We start from the raw sequence: 14,691 nt of genomic DNA on the forward strand, positions 1-14,691 counted from the left end.
ACGCCAGATGCATAACGCCGACAAGGCTGTACTGCGCATTGGCACGGGCATCGGGCTCGCGACGGGGATCTGTTACGGCCTGGCGCTACCCATGCCCCACCTCGGGGTCATCATGGCCTGGGTGGTGTTGTGCCGACCCGGCGAGCCGCTCAGCCTTGGCAAAGGGTTGCTGGGTGGCGCTCTGCTGCTGGCCGTGATGGTCGGCGGCGTGCTGCTGGTGCCCCTGCTGACCCACTATGCCCTGGCGGCCATGCTGCTCGTCGCCCTGCTGCTCTACCTGCTGATGCAGCAGGCGATGGCCGGCAAGGGGGCCGCCGCCATGCTGCTCATCATGGCCATCACGGTGATCCCGGTGGCCGGTCTCATCGAGCAGTCCCTTGCCATCGCCCTTGCCCAGATGATGGGACTGGGGATCCTGATAGGCACCCTGGTCAACCGCCTGGCCCACGCGCTCTTCCCTCCCCTGCCGGTGGCCGGGGCGGCGGCAAGGCCCGTGCCATTGCCCCCCGAACACCCCGAGCGGCTGGCGCTGCGCGCCGTCGCCATGGTGCTGCCGGTGTGGCTGATGGCCCTCGGCAATCCGGCGTTCTACATTCCGGCGGTGATGAAGACGGTGACCCTGGCCCAGCAGAGTACCTCCCTCAACGCCAGACAGGCGGGCCAGGAGCTGGTGCTCTCGACCCTGATGGGCGCCCTGCTGGCGTTCGCACTCTGGCTCGGGCTCAGCCTCTGGCCCTCGCTCCTGATGCTGGTGCTGATGCTGGCCCTGATGACCCTCTGGCTGGCGCGGCGCCTGGTGCGGCTGGTGGCGGGGCGTTTCCCGCCATCCTTCTGGAGCAACGCCTGGATCACGGCGCTCATCCTGTTTGGCCCGGCCATCGAGGACAGCGCCACCGGCAAGGATGTGTGGTTGGCGGCCGCCATGCGTTGCGGCCTCTATCTGGTGGTGGCCGGCTATGGCTGGCTCTGTATCTTGCTGCTCGAACAGTGGTGGCCAGTCGGCCGCCCACTGGCAGAAGCCAAGCTAGGAGATTGATATGTTAACGATTTTTTTGGTCGGCATCCCGGTGATCCTGGTCAACATGCTGCTGCAATCCCTGGTATCCGTCTGGTGCATCCGCTTCTACGTCAAGCGATTCAATCGACGCGAGGGGGCCCTGGCCGGCATGCTGGCTTTGTTTGGCATCATCACTCTGGTGATGCTGGGCAACCTGGCCCAGATCGGCGTCTGGGGCGGGCTCTTCCTGTGGCTAGGGGAGTTCGATACCCTGCAGGAGGCCGTCTATCACTCCGGGGTCAACTTCGCCACTCTGGGCTATGGCGACATCGTCATGAGCCCGCAGTGGAAGCTGCTCGGCCCCCTGGAGGCAGTCAACGGTGCCCTGATGATAGGCCTCTCCGGCGCCTCCATGCTCGCGGTCTTGCAGCACCACATTCGCAAGCAGTTCGATGACGTGACCCCCTGACAGCGAGGGGCCACCTGCGGCAAACCCCTGCGGCAACAAAACGGGCCACTCACTGGAGTGGCCCGTTTGCATACAGAGTGATCAATCGGGCCATGTCAGCCTGGGGCATCTACTCGGCGATCACCGTCTGCCAGGTCTTGAAACCGCCGGAGAGGTTCTTGACCCGAAAACCGTGCTGGCTCAGCAGGCGGCAGGCCACGTGACCGCGCAAACCCACCTGGCAGCTGATGAGCAGCTCTTTATCCTTGGGCAACTCATCAAGACGGCTGCGCAGCTCGTCCAGGGGGATGTGCAGCGCCCCCGGGATGCGCCCCAGCTTGTCGAGTTCGGGGCCGTTTCGCACATCCACCACCTGCTGATGGGGGTGGCGAGCCTGCACCTCGGCTGCGTGGCAGAGCAGGGTGTCCCCCTTCAGATGGTTGCTCGCCACGAACCCGGCCATGTTGATCACATCCTTGGCCGAGCCAAAGGGCGGCGCATAGGTGAGCTCCAGATCCTGCAGATCAAACACGGTGAGACCGGCGCGCTGGGCCACCGCCAGCACGTCGATGCGCTTGTCGATGCCATCCTTGCCGATGGCCTGGGCGCCGTAAATCTTGCCATCGGGGGCAAACAGCAGCTTGAGGCTGATCGGATGGGCGCCAGGATAATAGCCGGCGTGGCTGCCCGGGTGGACATAGACCTTCTCGAACGGCAATCCCAGTTGCACCAGTCGCTTCTCGTTCAGCCCAGTGCTCGCCACCGCCAGATCGAACAGCTTGCAGATGGCGGTCCCTTGCGTCTTCTTGTAGGTCTCGCTTCGCCCCAGCATGTTGTCGGCGGCAATGCGCCCCTGGCGGTTGGCCGGGCCCGCCAGGGGAATGAGCACGGATTCACCGGTGACGAAATCGGTCTCCTCCACCGCGTCCCCCACCGCGAAGATGCAGGGATCCGAGGTACGCATCCCGGCATCCACTTTGATGCCGCCCCGCGGTCCCAGCACCAGCCCCGCCTTGGCGGCGAGCAGAGTCTCGGGCTTGACGCCGATGGCGAGGATCAGAAGGCCGGTGTCGAGATGAGAGCCGTCACTCAGGGTCAGGCGCAGTCCACCCCGCTGGGCGGTCGCCACGGCGGCAGTCTTCTCGGCAGGCACCTCCAGGCTTTCGATGGCAGCGAGGCCGGTACGCAGGCGAAGATCGACCCCCTCCTCCCGGATGCGGGCGTGGAGCAGGTTGGCCATCTCCTTGTCCACCGGCGCCATCACCTGATCGGAGAGCTCCAGCAGGGTGACATCCAGCTTGCGCTGGTGCAGCGCCTCCATCATCTCCAGCCCGATGAAACCGCCCCCCACCACGGTGACGTGGCGGGGCTTGTCGTGCGCCAGCGCCGCCAGGATGCGATCCATGTCGGGAATGCTCCGCAGGGTGTGTACCCCCGGGCTGTCGATGCCGGGGAAGGGAGGCCGGATGGGGGCAGCGCCCGGGCTCAGCAGCAGCACGTCGTAGGCTTCGCGCCGCTCTTCGCCGGTGAGCAGGTTGCGCACCAGCAGGCTCTTGCCGGCCCTGTCTATCTCGATGACGTCGTGAAACACCCGCACATCCACGTTGAAACGGCGCTTGAAGCTTTGCGGTGTCTGCAGCAGCAGGGCATCCCGATCCGGGATATCCCCCCCGATGTGATAAGGCAGACCGCAGTTGGCGAAGCTCACGAACTCGCCCCGCTCGAACATCACGATCTCCGCCTCTTCGCTCAAACGGCGGGCACGGGCGGCGGCGGACGCTCCCCCGGCCACACCACCCACAATCAGGATCCGTTTCATCTGCAAGACTCCACTCAACATGAAATGACCAATAAATTAGACTTATCTAATTTAGAATTCAATGAAATTTTGTTTGCCACGGATTTGCAGTATTCTTGCCCTCCGACAATTGCTCAACAGGATAGTGTCAGTTCATGTCGTCTACCGCGCTCAGCCATCTTCCGACCGCCAGCCAGGCCCCCCTGTTTTTCCGCCTGGATACCCGTAGTCAACGGCTGGTCGCCCTGACCGATGTGATGCAGACGCCGCTCCACTGGCTCGACGAGCCCCGCAGTGCCTGGCCGGCCCAATTGCCGGACGCCCTGCGCCAGCCCATCGAGCAGCGGCTGGCCAGCGGCAAGGGGGGCAAGCTGGTGCTGCGCTTTGACGCTCTCCTCTGGCACATTTCCCTCTCCCACGAGCAGGACGCCTTCTGGCTCATCTGCCTGCAGACCCAGTCCCAGCAGAGCGCCGCCAGCCTGTCCCTGCAACTGCCGCGCCTGAGCCAGATGGCCAGCCAGCAGCAGTATGACGCCATGCTGGAGAGCCTCAAGGAGTGCCTGGGGGCCGATCGCCTGATCCTCTGGCACTACCAGGCCCATGGCGCCCTTGGCGGCGAGCAGCTGACCCCGGTGTTCACCCTGGGGGTGGACGCGCTCGGTGCCATTCGCGGAGACAGCCGTTACATCCGGGCCCTGCGCGCCCGGGGCGCCCTGAGCTTCTCGGAGGCGGCCCACCAGCCCATGTTGAGCCAGCACTACTATCTGGCCGATGCCAATGTCTGCTCCCGCCTGGACGGCGCCTTGCTGGAGCAGGAGAAGCTCATCGGCGTGCTCAGCCTGGAGTATGCCGAGAGCACCCTCATCAGCGATGACACCCTGCAACTGGTGCGTCATTGCGCCCGTTTGCTCGGCCACTGGCAGCCGGACCCCGTGGCGACCGACACCCCGGACCTCGCGCCTCCCCCGGGGCTGGCCAACCTGACCGGCAACGATTACTGCCGCGCCCTGCTGCGCTGGGCCATGGGCCTGAGCGGTGCCCACAGGGGCTGGATCGGCGAGTTTCAGCCTCGCGGCCAGGATCTCTGGCTCATTCCCCGCTGCGTGGTGGAGGGGGATGCCTTCGCCGTCGTCAAACCCATGCCCATGGACATCGGCCCGGGCCGGGAGATCTTCCAGCACGGGCAGAGTCTCTACGTGGAAGATCTGGCCCTGCGCTATCCCCAGTCCAGCCAGCTGCTGGCCCTCGACGCCAAGGCCTATGTCGGCATCCCCTTCCCGGGGCCAAACGGTCTCCCCCTGGGGCAGCTCACCCTGCTGCTCGCCACCCCTCTGGCCGATCCCGCTCCACTGCTGGACGTCCTCTACGAACAGCGCGAGCGGGCCGCCAGCGAGTTGCAGCGCCTGGCCAATGACGATGCCCTGCGCCTGGCCGAAGTGGCCTTCAACACCCACGACGGCCTGCTGGTGATGGATCACGGGGGCATCATCCTCAAGGTCAATGCCTCCTTCAGCCGCATCACCGGCTTTGCCAGCGAGGAGATGCTGGGCCTGCACATCGACGCCCTGAGGCCCACCTACTATGGCGACACCCTCAAGGAGGAGGTGATCGCGGCGGTCAACCGGCAGGGATACTGGCTCGGGGAGGAACAATGCCTGCACAGGGAAGGACACCTCTTCCCGGTGCGGCTCATGGTGAGCGGGGTCAAGGACGAGGAGGAGGAGATCAGTCACTTCGTCTGCAGCTTCCACGACATCACCCAGGAGAAAGAGACCGCCCGCCACATCGAGCGCCTCGCCTACTACGACGACCTGTGCGATCTCTACAACAGGCGTAGCCTGACCGACATCATGCAGCGCACCCTGCAGGCCCCGAGTGGTCAGTGGGGGGCCCTGCTGCTGCTGGATCTGGACAACTTCAAATCCATCAACGACTCCCTCGGTCACGCCTGCGGCGATCTGCTGCTCCAGGCCGTGGTGGTGCGACTCAAGTCCCTGCCCCAGGAGAACCTGGTGCTCGCCCGCACTTCGGGTGACGAATTTGCCCTGCTCTTCACGGCACTGGGCCAGGGCTATATCACCGCCAAGATCCTGGCGGAGCACTTTGCCCGGGAGCTGATGGGGATCTTCCGTGCCCCCTTCGACATCGGCGATCACAAGCTGCACTGCAGCGCCTCCGTGGGGATCAGCCTGTTCAGCGATGACGACAAGGATCACCTTGTCCTGATGCAGCAGGCCGATACCGCCGTCCACATGGCCAAGCGCGCGGGCCAGGGCAACCATATCTTCTTCAGTGAAGCCATGGCGGAAAAAGAGAAGAGCAAGCTTTCTCTCAACAACCAGCTGCGCGATGCCCTGCGCAACAACGAGCTGGTGCTGCACTACCAGCCCCAATACCGGGTCGACAACGGCACGCTCTCGGGCATAGAGGCGCTGCTGCGCTGGCAGAAGGCCGACGGCACCATGGTGCCACCCGGGGAGTTCATCCCCATCGCCGAGGAGACCACCCTGATCCAGGAGATAGGCTACTGGGTGATGAAGACCGCCTGCGCCCAGTACAGCTTCTGGCTCAACAACGGCCTCGCCATCCCCCATCTGTCGGTCAACGTCAGCGCCCGCCAGTTCCACACCGCCGGTTTCGTGCAGCAGGTGGAGTACATACTGCGGGACACCGGGGTGCCCCCATCGCGCCTGTTGCTGGAGATCACCGAGTCCGTGGTGCTGGAAAACCGGCTGGAGAGTATCGCCAGGATCCGCCAGCTCAAGGCCCTCGGCCTGCTCATCTCCATCGACGACTTCGGCACGGGCTACTCCTCCCTGGCCTATCTGCGGGATCTGCCCGCCGACGAAGTGAAGCTCGACAGAAGCTTCATCCAGACCCTGGTCCACAGCGAACAGGACAAGGCCATCGTCAAGGCCATCCTGGATCTCGCCCGGGTGTTTCGTTTCACCGTCACCGCCGAAGGGGTGGAGGAAGAGGAGCAGCTCGCCGTGCTCAAGGCCCTGGGATGCCAGCATTATCAAGGCTTCCTCACCAGCCGGCCGCTCCCCGTCAAGGCACTGGAGAGCCTGCTGGGTGCCACCCCTGCGGGCTAAACTGGTAGGATTTATAGGGCTTTCTGTCATAAAATAACGACCGCTCGAACCTTGTCCGCACCATTGGAGTCGTCTATGTCAGTCATTAACCGGATCCCCGCCGTTGAATCCAAGGGACCTGCCACCCCCGGCACGCAGCGGATCCCGACCGTTGAAGCCAGCGACACCGGCACTGCCGACATCATTGGCCGGATCCACTCCGTCGAGACCTGCGGGACCGTCGACGGCCCCGGCATCCGCTTCATCGTGTTCATGCAGGGCTGCCTGATGCGCTGCAAGTATTGTCACAATCGGGACACCTGGGACACCCAGGGCGGCCGCGAGGTCACCGTGCCCGAGCTGATGAAGGATCTCACCAGCTATCGTCACTTCATGAATGCCTCCGGCGGTGGCGTGACCGCCTCCGGCGGCGAGGCCATGCTGCAGCAGGAGTTCATCGCCGAACTGTTCACCGCCTGCAAGGCCCAGGGGATCCACACCTGCCTGGATACCAACGGTTTCGTGCGTCACTACGACGAGCTGCTCGACCGGGTGCTGGACAACACCGATCTGGTGCTGCTCGACATCAAGCAGATCAACGACGAGAAGCACATTCCCCTCACCCACGTCAGCAACAAGTACACCCTGGAGTTCGCCCGCTACCTGGCCTCCCGCGGTCAGACCATGTGGATCCGCTACGTGGTGGTGCCCACCTGGTCCGACGATGACGAGAGCGCAGAAGGACTCGGCCAGTTCATCGCCGAGCTGGGGGAGTGCGTCGAGAAGGTGGAGCTGCTGCCCTACCACGAACTTGGCAAGCACAAGTGGGACGTGCTGGGAGATACCTATGATCTGGTCGGCATCAAGCCCCCCAGCAAGGAGACCATGGACAGGGTCCAGGGCATCCTTGGCAAGTATCACCCCAACGTGAAGTATTGAGACAGGAGGCCGCCCGGCAGAGGGCGGCCTCTTTTCATTGCGCCGGCGTTCGCCACGGCGCCATCACCGACAGCCGCATCCGGGGGAACCGCTCATGAGTGAAGGACAAGTCGCCGCCCTCCTGCTCTGGCTGGTGCTGCTCGCCTTCAGTCTGAACGCCTCCCTGCTGCGCACCCTTGGCGCCCACCCGCTCTATCAGCATCTTTGCCTCGGCGGCGCCATCGTGCTGGTACCGCTGTGGACCTTGCGGGCCGGGTTGCACGAGGGGCTCGAGATCCACTTTCTAGGCCTCACCAGCCTGACCCTGTTGCTGGGCTGGCGCCTCGCCCTGCTTGCCCCCTGCCTCACCCTGCTGCTCCTCGCTTACTTCGGGGTCATCCCCCTGGCCGACATTGGCTGGCAAGCCCTCATCGGCGTTGCCCTGCCGGTGGCCACCAGCTGGCTGCTGTTTCTGGGGAGCTGGGCCTGGCTGCCTCGCCACCTCTTCGTCTATCTGTTCGTGGCAGCATTTCTCGGGGGGGCGCTGAGCATCTCGGCCAAGGTGATCGCCAGCGCCTTGCTGATGGGGGTGAGCGGCACCTACTCCTGGCACACCATCAGCGCCGACTACCTCTCCATCTGGCCGCTGCTGCTCTTCCCCGAGGCGCTCCTCAACGGCATGACCATGACCCTGCTCGCCGTCTATCGCCCCCACTGGGTCAACACCTTCTTCGACAGGGAGTACCTGGGGCGCTGAGCCTGCCCGGGGTCCATAAAAAAAGCCCGCAGTTGCGGGCTTTTTCTCTGCTGGCAGTCAGACGCTGCGCGGGCGCAGGTGGGCATGCCAGCGGGCTTCCCACTTCTTGAACAACCAGACGATGACGAAGGTGAGCAGCATGTAGAGCAGACCTGCGGTCAGGAACGCCTCGAACGGGCTGTAGTAGCGGGAGTTGATGATCCGCGCGGCCCCCGTCAGATCGACGATGGTGATGATGCCCGCCACCGCCGATCCCTGCAGCATGAAGATCACCTCGTTGCTGTAGGCCGGCAGCGCACGGCGAAACGAGTTGGGCAGGATGATGCGGGTCAGGGTCTGCCAGCGGGTCATGCCGAAGGCGCTTGCCGCTTCTATCTGCCCCTTGGGCATGTTCATCACGGCGCCGCGCACTATCTCGGCGGTATAGGCGCCGGTGTTGAGAGTGAACGCCAGCAGGGCACAGAACCAGGCTTCCGAGAAGAGGGTCCAGGCCGCACTGTTCTTGAGCCACTCCCACTGGGCGGCACCGTAGTAGATGATGAAAAGCTGCACCAGGAGCGGGGTGCCGCGAAAGAAGTAGATATAGGCCCAGATTGGCCCCTTTATCAACCAGTTGCGGCTGTTGCGCAGTATGCCCATGGGCACCGCCAGCATGAGCCCCAGCATGAGCGAGGCGGCCACCAGCCAGATGGTGGTATAGAGACCCTCCCAGTAGGTGGGCCACTCCTTGAGAATGATCGAGAAATCCATGGCTTACCTCGTCTTGATGGCGTAGTGACGCTCGGCCCACTTGAGCGCCGAGGTAGAGACTGCGGTGAAGACCAGGAAGATCAGCGCCACCGCCATGTAGAAGGTGAAAGGCTGCTGGGTCGAACCCGCCGCGAGCGACGCCTTTCGCACCATGTCATCGAGCCCGATGATGGAGACCAGGGCCGTGGTTTTCAGCAGCACCAGCCAGTTGTTGCCAAACCCGGGCAGGGCGTGGCGCATCATCTGGGGAAAGAGGATCCGCACAAAGACCTGGCTTGCCCGCATGCCGAAGGCACGGGCCGCCTCGAGCTCCCCCTTGTCCACCGCCAGGATGGCGCCGCGGAAGGTCTCGGTCATGTAGGCACCGAAGATGAAGCCGATGGTGGCGACCCCGGCCGCAAACGGGCTGATGTCGATGTAATCGGGCAGCAGGGAGACCCACTCCTGGTTCGGGTTGCTCGCCAGCAGGTGGTTGTTGTAGGCCTCGTTGACCCAGGTGCAGATCCCGTTGATGAGCACCTGACCACCGAAGAAGAGCAACATCATCAGCACCAGATCCGGGATGCCGCGAATGACGGTGGTGTAGGCCGCCGCGATGCCGCGTGCCCACTTGTAGGGAGAGAGCTTGGCCAGGGCCCCCAGCATGCCGAGCACCAGGGCCAGCAGCAGGGAGGCAAGCGCCACCTCCAGGGTGATCCAGGCCCCCTCCAGCAGAGAGGTTTCGTATCCTTTCAAATCAAACATATGCAATGCAGCTCCATCGCAATCGGGCCCGTCACTCCCAGCGGAAGGCAACGGGCCCGATGACTACTGACGGGATCAACCTGTCGTTGTTCGCCTGACGTCGGCTTACTCGCCGTACACGTCGAAGTCGAAGTACTTGTCGTTGATTTCCTTGTACTTGCCATTGGCACGCAGGGCCAGGATGGCGGCATTGAATTTCTCTTTCAGATCCTTGTCAGCCTTGCGCACCGCGATGCCGGCACCCTCGCCAAACCACTTGGGATCGGTCAGTTTCGGGCCGATGAACTCGAAGGCATCGCCCCCTTCCTTCTTCAGCAGGCCGTCGCTGATGGCGGCGGAGTCGGCCATCACGTAGTCGACACGGCCGGATTTCAGATCGAGGTAGGCTTCATCCGCAGTGCCGTAGCGCTTGATGGTGGCGTTGGGGAAGTTGTCGGTGATGTAGGTATCCATGGAGGTGGCACGCTGCACGGCGATGGTCTTGCCGTCCATGAAGGCCTTGTCGAGCTGGATCTCGGTCCCTTTCTTGGCGGCGAAGCGCGCCGGGATGTGCTGGTACTTCTGGGTGAAGTCCACCTTCTTCTTGCGCTCTTCGGTGATGTCCATGGTGGCGATGATGGCGTCATACTTGCGCGACAGCAGCGCCGGAATGATGCCGTCCCAGTCCTGCTTGATCAGAGTGCACTTCACCTTCATCTCGTCGCACAGGGCATTGGCGATGTCGATGTCGAAGCCTTTCACCTCGCCGCTCGGCTCGGTCCAGGAGAAGGGGGGATAGGCTCCTTCCACCCCGATCCGGACCTCTTTCCACTCCTTGGCCATCAGGCTACCGGAACACAGGGCCGTCATCACGGCAGTCGCCAGCATCAGCTTGTTCATGTATCTCTCCTTGATAAACACGTCGATCGTTGAAAGTACGGATGGTTGAAATTGAATCCCGTCCATCAATAGATGGACGAGATGAATTGCTTGAATCGCTCCGACTTGGGATGGGCGAAGATCTCCTTGGGATTGCCCTCCTCCTCCACGCGCCCCTGGTGCAGGAACATCACCTTGTTCGACACGTCGCGGGCGAAGGACATCTCGTGGGTCACCACCATCATGGTACGCCCCTCTTCCGCCAGCTCGCGCATCAGGCCAAGGACCTCCCCCACCAGTTCAGGGTCGAGGGCCGAGGTGGGCTCGTCAAACAGCATCACCTCCGGCTCCACCGCCAGCGCCCGGGCGATGGCGGCCCGCTGCTGCTGACCGCCGGAGAGGTGACCGGGATAATAGTCGCGACGCTCCCACAGCCCCACCCGGTTGAGCAGATGCTCCGCCTTGGCGATGGCCTCGGCACGGGGCACCTTGAGCACCTGGATGGGCACTTCGATGATGTTCTGCATGATGGTCATGTGGGACCAGAGATTGAAGCTTTGAAACACCATGGCCAACCGGCTGCGGATACGCTCCACCTGGCGCATGTCTTCCGGCAGGCGTTCGCCGGAACGGCTGGTTTTCATCCGGATCAGCTCCCCATGGAGGGAGACGCTGCCCGATGAGGGAGTTTCAAGCAGATTGATACAGCGTAGAAAGGTCGACTTCCCCGAACCCGAGGAGCCGATGAGGGAGATCACATCCCCCTTGTGGGCCGTCATATCGATGCCCTTGAGCACTTCGTGGGTGCCAAAATACTTGTGCAGATCACGAACTTCCAGTGCGGCAACGTCGCTCATCCATTACAACCTTGTCTGTCCCTAGACGCCGCTTCGGCGTGACTCCACCATCGTCCATTTAACAAAACGTTAACCGATGGCAACCTTCAGCGAAAATATCATTGAGGTAGTGAAAAAACAATACAGAACCGAGGTATTTGGTGTTTTATCTGTATTTTTATTGGCCTACTGAGTATTTTTCAGCACTTTGTCTGCATAAAATCCATTTTTTGTCGCACCTTCCCTACCGCTCTTTTATACCCGCAGCGCACTGGTAGCAAGCATATTTCACCATATCCGCCAGATGTCACCCAAAAGGACTTTATTCACCCGGGCAGATTCCCCTTCTCTCGTCATTTCATGGGGATGAAATTGATTTTTCAGGTGATGTGGCCCTCTTTCCCCGTTTGCGTACAGAGCCGACTGTCATCAAAAAACACAACAATATGATAAAAAAGTCCTGTATGGGCCATGCTGATGCACAGATCCGTGACACAGGTGCAACAAGTCGTGATAAGGTGCCGTTTTTCCACGTTTTGTGATCGAGGCCCCGATGTTGCTCAATGTGTTGCTGATCCTGCTGCCGCTCGTGATCGGCTATCTGGTTCCCCTCTCTTCCGCCCGTCTGATCAAGCTGGTCAACCAGTCCCTGGGCAAGATGGTCTACCTCATCCTGTTCCTGATGGGGCTGGGACTGGCCTATGTGGAGAACCTGGGCAGCAACCTGGCAGTGATCTTCAAGGTGGCAGGGGTGATGCTCGCCGCCATTACCCTGTGCAACCTGCTGGCCCTGTGGTGGCTGGACAAACGCAGCCCCCCCACCCACGAGGCCAGCGACGGCAAGATGCCGAGCAAGCTGCACCTGTTGTGGGAATCCCTCCAGCTCTGTTTCGTGGTGCTGGGGGGCGTCTTGCTGGGGCTGGTGGTGGACCTGCGCGCCCTGCCCATCGACAAGTTGAGCGAGTGGGCCCTGATGCTGCTGCTCTTGCTCATCGGCATCCAGATGCGCAACTCCGGCATGCGCCTGCGCCAGATCCTGCTCAACCCCTGGGGCATGAAGATCGCGCTCACCGTCATCCTCAGCAGCTGGCTCGGCAGCCTGCTGGCCGCCCAGCTGCTCGGCATGCCCTTTGCCCATGGCCTCGCGATGAGCTCCAGTTTTGGCTGGTATTCGCTCTCCGGCATTCTGGTAGCGGACAAGCTGGGCCCGGTGCTGGGCTCCGCCGCCTTCATCAACGATCTGGGGCGCGAGCTTATCGCCATCCTCATCATCCCGGTGCTGATGCGCCGCCACCCCAGCGCCGCCATCGGCTACGGCGGCGCGACGGCGCTGGACTTCACCCTGCCTGTAATCCAGAAATCCGGCGGCATCCAGGTGGTGCCGGTGGCCATCGTCTCCGGCTTTATCCTGAGCCTGCTCGGCCCCATTCTGATCCTGGGGTTCCTGGCCATCTGAACCCCATGGCACGACAAAGCCCGGCACTGCTGCCGGGCTTTTTGTTGATGAACTGAGCGGGCTGGATGACAGGCGCCGGTATTCAGGTGCGCCACCGCCCCCCACTCATCACCCGCTCGATGGCGAACGTATCAGGATCGATCAGCAGCAGATCCGCATCCTGCCCTACTCCCAGGGTACCTTTGCTCGCAAGCCCCAGCGCCCTGGCCGGATTGGCCGTCACTACCGCCAGTGCCGTCTCCAGCGCCACCCCCTTGCCGCAGGCCGCCACCACCTCCTGCCACAGGCTCCCTATCTGGCCGCAGCGCAGCTCGATGAGCCGCCCCTCGCCGTCAAAGCGCGGCAGACTGGCGTTGGCATCCGAGCTGAAGCTGATGCGATCCACGGGCACGCCCGCCGCCAGCAACGCCACCAGGGCGTCGGCCGCGAGCTGCTCCCCGTCATCCAGCAGATCCGGGAAGCTCGACGTGGTGAGGTCGACCCAGCCGCCTGCCCGACCCCACTCGATGGCCTCGGCAAAGAGCCAGGGATTGCGGTTGCAGTGGGTGGGGTAGAGCTGGCGCAGCGGGATGTCGGTGTCATCGCGCAGGGCCCGCAAGGGCGACAGCGCCCCGCGGCCATCCCCCAGGTGAAAGAAGCTGACGCCACTTTTGCCGGACAACAGCCCGGCCACCCGCGCCTCGCTCGCCAGCCGCGCCAGCTCGTCGTGGGTGGGGGCGCTGGACCTGTGATCGCTGATGGCCACCTCCCCCACCCCCAGCACTTCGGGGATCAGCATGATGTCCGACTCCACCGTGCCGGTGAGGGTCTTGACCGGCAGGTGATAGGAGCCGGTATACATGTAAGCGCTCACCCCGGCGGCGCGAAACTCGCGCACCTTGCCGAGCACCTGGGCCGGGCTGCGGGTCAGGCTGTCGGTGCCGAGCGCCGCCACGAGCGTGGTAACCCCCGCCGCCAGAGCTTCCCTTGCCGAGAGCTCCGGTGTGCGAAAGCCGAAGCCTCCCTCACCGCCGCCTCCCGTGATATGGGCGAGCGGGTCAACCAGTCCGGGCACCAGATAGCGGCCGCCAGCGTCCACCCGCGTCAGTGGCCAGTCGACCGGAACCGTCAGTCCCTTGCCCATCCAGGCGATGCGACCATCCGCCACCAGCAGATCCTGCTGGCCGAGCGGGGCCGGACTATGGATCTGCGCACCCTCGATCAGGGTCAACATGGGGTCTCTCCTTGCTGCATGAAAAAGGAGGGAGCAGGCTCCCTCCGACTGTTACCCATCAACCGCCATAGATATCGTACTTGAAGTACTTCCGGTTGATCTCCTGATACTTGCCGTTGGCGCGCAGGGCCTTGATGGCGTCGTTCAGCTTGGCCCTGAGATCCTGATCCCCCTTGCGCACCGCGATCCCCATGCCATCGCCAAACCATTGACGGTCGGTCAGGGCCGGCCCCACATAGTCGAACTTGTCGCCCCCTTCCTTGCCAAGCAACCCCTGTTCGATGGCCGAGGCGTCGGCCAGCAGGGCCAGCACCCGTCCCGCCTTCAGGTCGAGGTAGGCTTCATCGGCACTGCCGTAACGCACTATGGTGACGCTGGAGCCGAAGTTGTCGGTCAGGTACTTGTCGTGGGTGGTGGCCCGCTGCACGCCGATGCGCTTGCCCGCCATCCCTTCCGGCGTCAGCGTCAGTTCGGTGCCCCTGGCCGCCACGAAGCGGTTGGGAATGTGGGCATATTTCTCGGTGAAGTCGACCTTCTTGCGCCGCTCGTCGGTGATCGACATGGCGGCGATGATAGCGTCGTACTTGCGCGACAGCAGGGCCGGGATCATGCCGTCCCAATCCTGGGCCACCAGCTCGCACCTGACGGCCATCTGCTGGCACAGGGCGTTGGCAAGATCGATGTCAAATCCCTTGATCTCTCCGGACGCATCGGTCCATGAGAAGGGTGGATAGGCCCCCTCCACGCCAAAGCGTACCGTCTTCCACTCCTTGGCGGTGACGGGGGCGGCGAGCAGACAGGCAGCAACAAGGGCTGACAGGGTCAGTGTGGTCTTCATCGTG

General features: G+C 63.1%; 13 protein-coding genes. 6 read left to right on the forward strand and 7 right to left on the reverse strand.

Translation table 11 applies throughout. The annotated features are described in order from the left end of the window. Window positions 1-7: 7 nt before the first annotated feature. Window positions 8-1,036 (forward strand): hypothetical protein, encoded by a 1,029-nt coding sequence (locus tag AB5Y93_RS03680; protein WP_368228824.1) that lies wholly within the window; start codon window positions 8-10, stop codon window positions 1,034-1,036. A gap of 1 nt (window position 1,037) precedes the next feature. Then, complete coding sequence (locus AB5Y93_RS03685) at window positions 1,038-1,466, forward strand: ion channel (protein ID WP_042015948.1); 429 nt, start codon at window positions 1,038-1,040, stop codon at window positions 1,464-1,466. A gap of 109 nt (window positions 1,467-1,575) precedes the next feature. Here AB5Y93_RS03685 and AB5Y93_RS03690 read toward each other — a convergent pair whose 3' ends face one another. After that, window positions 1,576-3,264 carry an FAD-dependent oxidoreductase gene (locus AB5Y93_RS03690; protein ID WP_368228825.1) on the reverse strand — a complete coding sequence of 563 codons (1,689 nt, stop codon included), beginning with the start codon at window positions 3,262-3,264 and terminating at the stop codon, window positions 1,576-1,578. 134 nt (window positions 3,265-3,398) lie between these two features. Here AB5Y93_RS03690 and AB5Y93_RS03695 point away from each other — a divergent pair, with 134 nt between their 5' ends. The 3 genes from AB5Y93_RS03695 (at window position 3,399) to AB5Y93_RS03705 (ending at window position 7,992) form a co-directional block, all read left to right on the forward strand. Beyond that, window positions 3,399-6,338 (forward strand): EAL domain-containing protein, encoded by a 2,940-nt coding sequence (locus tag AB5Y93_RS03695; RefSeq protein ID WP_368228826.1) that lies wholly within the window; start codon window positions 3,399-3,401, stop codon window positions 6,336-6,338. Window positions 6,339-6,413: 75 nt separating this feature from the next. Next, window positions 6,414-7,256 carry a pyruvate formate lyase 1-activating protein gene (pflA, locus tag AB5Y93_RS03700; protein ID WP_368228827.1) on the forward strand — a complete coding sequence of 281 codons (843 nt, stop codon included), beginning with the start codon at window positions 6,414-6,416 and terminating at the stop codon, window positions 7,254-7,256. A gap of 94 nt (window positions 7,257-7,350) precedes the next feature. Continuing rightward, window positions 7,351-7,992, forward strand: a complete 642-nt coding sequence (locus AB5Y93_RS03705; RefSeq protein WP_041215455.1) for an energy-coupling factor ABC transporter permease — start codon at window positions 7,351-7,353, stop codon at window positions 7,990-7,992. Window positions 7,993-8,049: 57 nt separating this feature from the next. Here the strand turns inward: AB5Y93_RS03705 and AB5Y93_RS03710 are convergent, their stop codons facing one another. The 4 genes from AB5Y93_RS03710 to AB5Y93_RS03725 form a co-directional block, all read right to left on the reverse strand. Then, window positions 8,050-8,742, reverse strand: a complete 693-nt coding sequence (locus tag AB5Y93_RS03710) for an ABC transporter permease (RefSeq protein ID WP_043156313.1) — start codon at window positions 8,740-8,742, stop codon at window positions 8,050-8,052. A gap of 3 nt (window positions 8,743-8,745) precedes the next feature. After that, the gene (locus AB5Y93_RS03715) at window positions 8,746-9,486 is read right to left on the reverse strand and encodes an ABC transporter permease (RefSeq protein ID WP_010674269.1); all 741 of its coding nucleotides are present in this window, start codon (window positions 9,484-9,486) and stop codon (window positions 8,746-8,748) included. Between the two features lie 105 nt (window positions 9,487-9,591). Further along, window positions 9,592-10,365 carry an ABC transporter substrate-binding protein gene (locus AB5Y93_RS03720; protein ID WP_041212797.1) on the reverse strand — a complete coding sequence of 258 codons (774 nt, stop codon included), beginning with the start codon at window positions 10,363-10,365 and terminating at the stop codon, window positions 9,592-9,594. A gap of 65 nt (window positions 10,366-10,430) precedes the next feature. Then, a complete protein-coding gene (locus tag AB5Y93_RS03725; RefSeq protein ID WP_010674267.1) occupies window positions 10,431-11,201 on the reverse strand; it encodes an ABC transporter ATP-binding protein in 771 nt (256 codons plus the stop codon). 532 nt (window positions 11,202-11,733) lie between these two features. On the opposite strand from AB5Y93_RS03725, the gene AB5Y93_RS03730 reads away from it, so the two are divergent. Further along, window positions 11,734-12,636, forward strand: coding sequence for a lysine exporter LysO family protein (locus tag AB5Y93_RS03730; RefSeq protein ID WP_041215456.1), 903 nt, complete (start codon window positions 11,734-11,736; stop codon window positions 12,634-12,636). An 82-nt stretch (window positions 12,637-12,718) separates the two neighbouring features. On the opposite strand, the gene iadA is transcribed toward AB5Y93_RS03730, so the two are convergent. Further along, window positions 12,719-13,849, reverse strand: a complete 1,131-nt coding sequence (gene iadA, locus AB5Y93_RS03735) for a beta-aspartyl-peptidase (protein ID WP_368228828.1) — start codon at window positions 13,847-13,849, stop codon at window positions 12,719-12,721. A gap of 58 nt (window positions 13,850-13,907) precedes the next feature. Further along, window positions 13,908-14,687, reverse strand: coding sequence for an ABC transporter substrate-binding protein (locus AB5Y93_RS03740; RefSeq protein WP_161646882.1), 780 nt, complete (start codon window positions 14,685-14,687; stop codon window positions 13,908-13,910). Between the last annotated feature and the right edge of the window lie 4 nt (window positions 14,688-14,691).

The sequence above is a fragment of the Aeromonas sp. R10-1 genome (genome assembly GCF_040908465.1).
Lineage (GTDB): Bacteria > Pseudomonadota > Gammaproteobacteria > Enterobacterales > Aeromonadaceae > Aeromonas > Aeromonas caviae.

What these genes read in the sequence shown, in the direction of transcription:
- AB5Y93_RS03680 (WP_368228824.1), top strand. Translation starts at nt 8, where the DNA reads ATGCATAACGCCGACAAGGCTGTACTGCGCATTGGCACGGGCATCGGG.
- AB5Y93_RS03685 (WP_042015948.1), top strand. Translation starts at nt 1,038, where the DNA reads ATGTTAACGATTTTTTTGGTCGGCATCCCGGTGATCCTGGTCAACATG.
- AB5Y93_RS03690 (WP_368228825.1), bottom strand. Translation starts at nt 3,264, where the DNA reads ATGAAACGGATCCTGATTGTGGGTGGTGTGGCCGGGGGAGCGTCCGCC.
- AB5Y93_RS03695 (WP_368228826.1), top strand. Translation starts at nt 3,399, where the DNA reads ATGTCGTCTACCGCGCTCAGCCATCTTCCGACCGCCAGCCAGGCCCCC.
- pflA (WP_368228827.1), top strand. Translation starts at nt 6,414, where the DNA reads ATGTCAGTCATTAACCGGATCCCCGCCGTTGAATCCAAGGGACCTGCC.
- AB5Y93_RS03705 (WP_041215455.1), top strand. Translation starts at nt 7,351, where the DNA reads ATGAGTGAAGGACAAGTCGCCGCCCTCCTGCTCTGGCTGGTGCTGCTC.
- AB5Y93_RS03710 (WP_043156313.1), bottom strand. Translation starts at nt 8,742, where the DNA reads ATGGATTTCTCGATCATTCTCAAGGAGTGGCCCACCTACTGGGAGGGT.
- AB5Y93_RS03715 (WP_010674269.1), bottom strand. Translation starts at nt 9,486, where the DNA reads ATGTTTGATTTGAAAGGATACGAAACCTCTCTGCTGGAGGGGGCCTGG.
- AB5Y93_RS03720 (WP_041212797.1), bottom strand. Translation starts at nt 10,365, where the DNA reads ATGAACAAGCTGATGCTGGCGACTGCCGTGATGACGGCCCTGTGTTCC.
- AB5Y93_RS03725 (WP_010674267.1), bottom strand. Translation starts at nt 11,201, where the DNA reads ATGAGCGACGTTGCCGCACTGGAAGTTCGTGATCTGCACAAGTATTTT.
- AB5Y93_RS03730 (WP_041215456.1), top strand. Translation starts at nt 11,734, where the DNA reads ATGTTGCTCAATGTGTTGCTGATCCTGCTGCCGCTCGTGATCGGCTAT.
- iadA (WP_368228828.1), bottom strand. Translation starts at nt 13,849, where the DNA reads ATGTTGACCCTGATCGAGGGTGCGCAGATCCATAGTCCGGCCCCGCTC.
- AB5Y93_RS03740 (WP_161646882.1), bottom strand. Translation starts at nt 14,687, where the DNA reads ATGAAGACCACACTGACCCTGTCAGCCCTTGTTGCTGCCTGTCTGCTC.